This is a genomic window from Duganella qianjiadongensis, assembly GCF_009857915.1.
In the GTDB taxonomy this organism is placed as follows: domain Bacteria; phylum Pseudomonadota; class Gammaproteobacteria; order Burkholderiales; family Burkholderiaceae_D; genus Rugamonas; species Rugamonas qianjiadongensis.
In genome coordinates this window covers 1-1,354 of sequence record NZ_WWCM01000052.1, presented here as the reverse complement: position 1 = coordinate 1,354, position 1,354 = coordinate 1, and the positions used below count along the sequence as shown (strand labels likewise).

1 protein-coding gene and 1 pseudogene are annotated in these 1,354 nt (G+C 49.6%); one reads left to right on the top strand and one right to left on the bottom strand.

Annotated elements, in window-relative coordinates:
• The first annotated feature begins 214 nt into the window (after positions 1-214).
• Positions 215-835 (top strand): response regulator transcription factor, encoded by a 621-nt coding sequence (locus GTP27_RS23215; protein ID WP_161041452.1) that lies wholly within the window; start codon positions 215-217, stop codon positions 833-835.
• 80 nt (positions 836-915) lie between these two features.
• Here GTP27_RS23215 and GTP27_RS23210 read toward each other — a convergent pair.
• Positions 916-1,149, bottom strand: a pseudogene (locus GTP27_RS23210) (IS3 family transposase); the annotation flags it as partial.
• Positions 1,150-1,354: the final 205 nt, after the last annotated feature.

The following is a 1,354-nucleotide window of genomic DNA, read 5'->3' as shown; positions in this document are numbered from 1 at the left end:
CGTCACCCAAAAGACGAGAGTAAACGCGAAAAGTCGGCAGTTTACAAGGGCAGATGCGAAAATTGACCAGCTAAGCCGGTTTCAGCTCGGGCGAGGCTCCGGCTGGACTTGTGTATAAGGGCATGGGATATACGAAGGTATATGTAATTTAACTCCACCCACGTGTATCGTTCTTGCATTGGATCCGAAACACCTGATTAATTGATGGAAATACATGAATAAAACGATTCTGGTTGTCGAGGACCATCCGCTCTACAGAGCGGCGCTGGTTCATATGCTGGAGGCAATCGTTGGAAACCAAGGCACAATCACCGCGAACAGCGCAGAGGAAGGCTTGCGCATGATAGACCGGACTGGCGGTTTGAGCGCAATCTTGCTGGACCTGCACTTACCTGGTGCCAAAGGGGTAGAAGCGATCAAAGCATTCCAGATTAAATGTCCATCGGTTCCGATCATTATGGTCTCGGCATCGGAAGACCGGCGGGATGCGAACATGGCTTTTCGTGCTGGCGTCATGGCCTTTGTCTCCAAAGGGGCATCGGCCGAAACGTTAATTGATGTGGTGGAACGAGTCTTGGCTGGCACTCTCAATAAGCCCGAGTGGGTCACTGCGAACGGGAAGGTTTCCAATAGTGACGAGCATGCGTTTAAATTAAATGATCGTCAGCGGGAAATCATGGCACTTCTCGTGAAAGGCTTGTCCAACAAGGAAATCGCCTTGCAGTTAGGTCTTGCAGAAATAACCATCAAAGTTCACGTTTCAGCCTTATTCCGCTTACTCGGTGTAGTTAATCGTACTCAGGCAGTAATTGCGATTCGCCAACTAGGACTATAGTTTTTACTCCTCCAGCACTTTCTGATGCAGCTTAATGGCCGAAAATTTTTTAGCGCGCTCGGTGAATCGCCACAAGTTTGTTAGACGCTCGACAGACTCTGAAAATATTGCTTCTCATAGTTTGCTGGCGACAGCTGGTTGCTAAAGCTGTGCCTGCGTTTGGGATTGTAGAACATCTCGATGTAATCGAAGACGTCCCGCTTGGCATGCTCCCTCGTTTCGTAAGTTTTGCGGCGGATGCGTTCTCGCTTTAATAGTTGGAAAAAGCTTTCGGCGACCGCGTTGTCATGGCAGTTGCCGCGACGACTCATACTTTGCTGACGGCATTCCACCATCGGCTATCTCAGCCCAGTACAGTTTGAAAATTTAAAATGCGCCTAGCGGAAGTGTCCGTGATCTTGCCCCCGTATGACCGGACACATCCTATCGCTTAATTAACGCCGCTTTCCTGAGCTCGGCGCAGCAGCTCCCTCCTGAACATTCGAGGTGATTTCAATTTTAACGACGAGTGCGGATGAA

Coding starts and splice junctions, on each gene's coding strand:
- GTP27_RS23215 (WP_161041452.1), top strand. CDS start 215: ATGAATAAAACGATTCTGGTTGTCGAGGACCATCCGCTCTACAGAGCG.